This window comes from Williamsia sp., assembly GCF_036566845.1.
Taxonomy (GTDB): domain Bacteria; phylum Actinomycetota; class Actinomycetes; order Mycobacteriales; family Mycobacteriaceae; genus Williamsia.
On sequence record NZ_DATCVM010000154.1, the window covers coordinates 1 to 4,656 of the forward strand.

At 64.9% G+C, this 4,656-nt stretch carries 5 protein-coding genes; 3 read left to right on the forward strand and 2 right to left on the reverse strand.

What is annotated here, in order from left to right; all coding sequences use genetic code 11:
• Both VIQ49_RS15065 and VIQ49_RS15070 read right to left on the reverse strand, forming a co-directional pair.
• Positions 1-1,323 (reverse strand): molybdopterin-dependent oxidoreductase (locus tag VIQ49_RS15065; RefSeq protein ID WP_331885975.1); only part of this gene is annotated, 1,323 nt, incomplete at its 3' end.
• Positions 1,320-2,144: an FAD binding domain-containing protein gene (locus tag VIQ49_RS15070; RefSeq protein WP_331885977.1), complete on the reverse strand. Its 825-nt coding sequence runs from the start codon at positions 2,142-2,144 to the stop codon at positions 1,320-1,322. The genes VIQ49_RS15070 and VIQ49_RS15065, both read right to left, overlap by 4 nt.
• Positions 2,145-2,465: 321 nt before the next feature.
• On the opposite strand from VIQ49_RS15070, the gene VIQ49_RS15075 reads away from it, so the two are divergent.
• The 3 genes from VIQ49_RS15075 to VIQ49_RS15085 all read left to right on the forward strand — a co-directional run.
• A complete protein-coding gene (locus VIQ49_RS15075) occupies positions 2,466-2,870 on the forward strand; it encodes a hypothetical protein (protein ID WP_331885979.1) in 405 nt (134 codons plus the stop codon).
• Between the two features lie 27 nt (positions 2,871-2,897).
• The gene (locus VIQ49_RS15080) at positions 2,898-3,293 is read left to right on the forward strand and encodes a hypothetical protein (protein ID WP_331885981.1); all 396 of its coding nucleotides are present in this window, start codon (positions 2,898-2,900) and stop codon (positions 3,291-3,293) included.
• 125 nt (positions 3,294-3,418) lie between these two features.
• On the forward strand, positions 3,419-4,656 hold a 1,238-nt coding region (locus VIQ49_RS15085; protein ID WP_331885983.1), incomplete at its 3' end, for an Hsp70 family protein.

Consider the following 4,656-nt stretch of genomic DNA (forward strand, 5'->3'; position numbering starts at 1 on the left):
CATCATGGGATGTCGCGGAGACGCCGTCGTGAACTCTTCGGTCCTGGTGTATTCGAGCGACACCGGCGCACCGGTGTCCATCGTCGCCAACGACACCAGGTCTTCGGCGATCACCTCCTGCTTGCCGCCGAAGCCACCGCCCACCCGCTTGCAGAAGACCCGCAGCTGGTCGGGGCGCAGGTCGAACAGGTGAGCAAGTTTGACCTTGGCGATCGACGGTGACTGCGAACTGGTTCGCACATTCAGCCGCCCGTCCTCCATCCACGCAATCGAGCCGTGGGTCTCCAGGTGTGCGTGCTGCACGCGCGGCGACGAGTAGGTGCCCTCGTGGATCACGTCGGCGGCAGCGAATCCCGCCTCGACATCCCCGACGTGTCCGTGGATCTCGAGCAGGATGTTGTGTTCGGGATCTTGCACAAAAGGATCGGACGAACCGTGCAGCGCCGGCGCACCGTCTTTCATTGCCTCCTCCGGATCGAACACCGCCGGCAGCAACTCGTAGTCGACAACCACCTGCCGGCAGCCCTCCTCGGCCGCGCCGATGGTCTCGGCGAGCACCGCGACAACCCGTTGGCCGACGAAGCGGACGACGTTGTCGAGCATGTACGTGTCGTCGGGGTCGACGAGGTGATCGGTGTGGATCGCGGTGGTGTACAGCTTTCGCGGCACGTCCTCCCAGGTGTAGACGCGGCGCACACCGGGAACGGCAAGCGCCGCAGTCTTGTCGATGGAGACGATGCGAGCGTGGGCGTGCGGTGAATGGAGCACCTTCAGGTGCAGCATGCCCTCCATCGCGACGTCCATCGTGTATTCGGCGCGGCCGGTGACGACGTCGACGGCGGCGGGTGCTCCCACGCTGGTTCCGACGGCCTGGCCGGGTTTGGCCTCCTCGATCTCCGCGATTCCGCGGACCGCATCCTCGATCGCCCGGTAACCCGTGCAGCGACAGAGGTTCCCTTTCAGCGCCCGCGGCAGATCCTCCTTCTGCGCGTCGGTGAAGGTCGCGGCCGTCATGATCATGCCCGCCGTACAGAACCCGCATTGAAAGCCCGGTGCCGCACAGAAGTTCTTCTGCATCGGGTGCAGATCGTCGGGAGTGCCGAGGCCCTCGATCGTGGTGACCTCATGGCCGTCGGCACGGAACGCCGGTGTGATGCAGCTGTGCACCGGCTTCCCGTCGAGCCACACGGTGCAGGCCCCGCAGTCACCGCCGTCGCATCCCTTCTTCACCCCGTGATGACCGAGGTCGCGCATATATGTGCGCAGGCACTGACCCGGATTCGGCTGCTGGTCAAATGATTTGCCGTTCACCGTGCAGCTCACGCCTGACCGCCCATCAGCTCGACCCGGATCTCTTCGGCGAAGTGGTACGCCAGGTGCTCCCGATGATCGGGCTTGCCGTTCGGATCGTCGAACCAGATGTCGTCGGGCAGGGCGCCGATCGCCCCGCGCAGGGTGGCGGCGTCCGGCATGGTCTCGAACGACAACCTGACGGGCTTGGTGGTCGCCGCGGTGATGGTGAGCAGCAGATCGGCGGAACCCGGTGTCTGCGTACCCACCATGAAGATCGTGGAGCGGCCCAATTTCGTCAGGGTGAACCGGCGGGTGGCGTAGCGCTTCCGCAACGCGAGCGCCGGAATATCGATGCGGCGCAATATCTCGCCGGGCGCCAGGACATTCTCGTGATTGCCGGTGACGAAGCCGGCCGCGTCGACCGTCCGCTCACCTCCGTCGGGCGCCCACAGGGTGTACTCGGCCTCCAGTGCAACAGTCATCGTGATCATCGGACCGGCCGGCAGCGACATCGCGATGTTGCCACCGACCGTGGCCGCATTCCAGATCTTGAACGACGAGAGGAACGCCTCGCAGCTCGTCGCCAGCAGCGGACCTGCCTCCCAACCATCCAGCGGCACAAATGCATACAGGTCCGCAATCGTGCAGGTGGCCCCTATCTGCAAACCGTCGGCACCGGGCACGAGCGGGTCCCAGCCCAGTGAGGTCAGATCGACCAGCCGACGCAGGTGTGGTTGGTCATCCGAGAACAGCCACGTGCCACCGGCGACCCACGCATCGCCGTCACGCCAGATCTCACCCGGCCTCATCGGCGGGCGGCGGACAACATCGGTGACAGTGTTGATGTCCATGGGGGACTCCCTCTGAGCGGATGATGCGCGAGACGTGGGTACGCCGGTGTCAATGTACGTCTCTGGTAACGCCGCCGTGCATCAAGAGAAATTTCCGACATAGTGCGACCGACCGGCCGGCGGCTCACCGGCACTCCGTCAGCGTGACAAAAGCCCTGCTGCGCCACGGTTCAACCTTCGCCCTACGTCCGTTTTGACCGCTCTGCAGTGGTTCGGAAACTTTTTCCACATTCACCGGAACATTCGGCGCTTCCGGAGTCTCCTATCTACAACACCGCAAGCAACACCAACGCAAGCCAGACCAACAACAAGGAGAACCCGATGTCCGACAACACCATGCCCGAGATCAGCGAAGACGCCACCGTCCTGGAGGTCTTCGACGTCGACAACGACGGCGTCGTCGAATCCGCACTGGTCGACGTGGACGGAGATGCCGTCGGCGACGTCATGGTCCAGGACTACGACCAGGACGGCACCGCAGAAACACTGGCCTTCGACACCGACGGCGACCAGCACTTCGAGACCGCGATCTCCGACTCCGACCAGGACGGCATCGCCGACACCGTCTTCCTCGACGAGAACGCCGACGGTGAGCACGACATCGCCTTCGTCGACGACGATCAGGACGGCGAGATCGACAGCGTCTACGTCCACGAAACCGGCACCGACGAGTGGACAGAGATCGACCCCGACAGCGTCGAGACCCCCGACACCAGCGCTCTCTGAGCCGACAACCCGCACCAGGGGAACCCCATGTCTGATTCCACCCGCACGTCTGATTCCACTCGGTCGGATCCGCAGCCCTCACCCCAGAGCGACCGCGACACCACCGAGTATCCGCAGGACGAACCGCAGATCATCGCCTACGCCGACTTCGACGGTGACGGGTATGAGGAGTCGGCGCTCGTCGACACCGACGGCGACGGAATCGACGACACGATCGTTCAGGATTTCACCGGCGACGGGGTCATCGACACCATCGCCTACGACATCGACGGTGACGGGTTCAGCGAGACCAGCGCCTCCGACCTCGATCAGGACGGAACGGTCGACACCTTCTACACCGATGTCGACGAGGACGGGGTGCACGACATCTCCGTCTCCGATCCGGACCAGGACGGCATCCCGGACGACTTCAGCATCCTCTAGCCTCAACCGTCATCTGGCAGTAGGACATTCACCCGCAGGACAATCGGCTGCCGCCAACGCTTCGATACTCTACGTTGGCGGTGGCCGACTCCGTGGCCAACCCAACTCGAAAGGAACCCCCACCGATGTCGAACCAATGGTGGCTGGCGATCGACTTCGGAACCTCGAACACCGCCGCAGCCGGATACGAACCCGGTTCCGGCGCACCGTCGGTGGTGCCGCTCTCGCACAACAGCGACATCATGTCGTCATCGGTGTACGCCGATTCGTACCGCAACGTGGTGGTCGGTGAAGCCGCCGTCAATCAGGCCGCGGGCAATCCGGCCGCATTCATCACCCACCCGAAACGGCACATCAACGCCGGCACGGTCCCGGTCGGCAACCTCGACCTCCCGCTGGAGAATCTGATTGCCGCCGTGCTGAATTCGGCCACGACCCGAGCAGCCGAACGGCGCGGCGGAACCCGCCCCAGTCGGTTGATCCTCACCCACCCGGTCGCTTGGTCACCGGAGGAGATCGATGTGCTGACGCGAGCAGCCGAACTGATCGGCTTCGACCGTCGATCGATCACCCTCATCTCCGAACCCCGTGCCGCGATCGCGCATTACACCCGGGCCGTCGGTGACACCGACGGCGGAAACTCCACGATCCGAACCACACCAGGCCAGACGGTCGCCGTTGTCGACTACGGCGGCGGTACCTGCGATGTCGCGGTGGTGAAGATCGCCGACGCGAAGTCCGCCCCCGATTCGATCGATCTGATCGCCCACGACGGCAGCAACGGTCTCGGTGGCAAGAACCTCGACGCGATGATCCGGCGTTGGGTAGACAAGCAGCTGACCTCCCGCGCGCCGGAACTGCTGGAATACCTGCGAACAGATGCCAACCTCTCGACCAAGCGTGCCGTCGACGACAACATCCGGCGCGCCAAGGAGCTGCTGTCGGAGTCGCCGCGAGCGGTCATCAACATCAGCGCCGGCGGGCACGAAGCCATCCTCGAACTGACCCGCGGCGAGTTCGAGCAGCTCATCGCCGCCAACGTCGACTCGGTTGTCGATCTCACCCGGCGCACACTGGCCCGCGCGGGTGCCGGCAGCGACGTCCAGATCTATCTGACCGGTGGTTCGTCTCGCGTACCGCTGGTCCACCAGCGCCTTGGCGAACTCGGCAAGATCGCGACACTGGACAACCCGAAGACCGTGGTCGCACTCGGTGCCCTCGAAGCCATTGTCGCCGAGACGGAATCGGCCGGGTCCGCGCCCGCACCCATCCCGGTACCGCCAGTTGTCCCGATCCCGTTGTCCAAGGCCACCCCGCCGGACGCCGCCGCCGGCCCGCCGATGCCACCGGCAGGTCCGCCACC

What these genes read in the sequence shown, in the direction of transcription:
- VIQ49_RS15070 (WP_331885977.1), bottom strand. Translation starts at nt 2,144, where the DNA reads ATGGACATCAACACTGTCACCGATGTTGTCCGCCGCCCGCCGATGAGG.
- VIQ49_RS15075 (WP_331885979.1), top strand. Translation starts at nt 2,466, where the DNA reads ATGTCCGACAACACCATGCCCGAGATCAGCGAAGACGCCACCGTCCTG.
- VIQ49_RS15080 (WP_331885981.1), top strand. Translation starts at nt 2,898, where the DNA reads ATGTCTGATTCCACCCGCACGTCTGATTCCACTCGGTCGGATCCGCAG.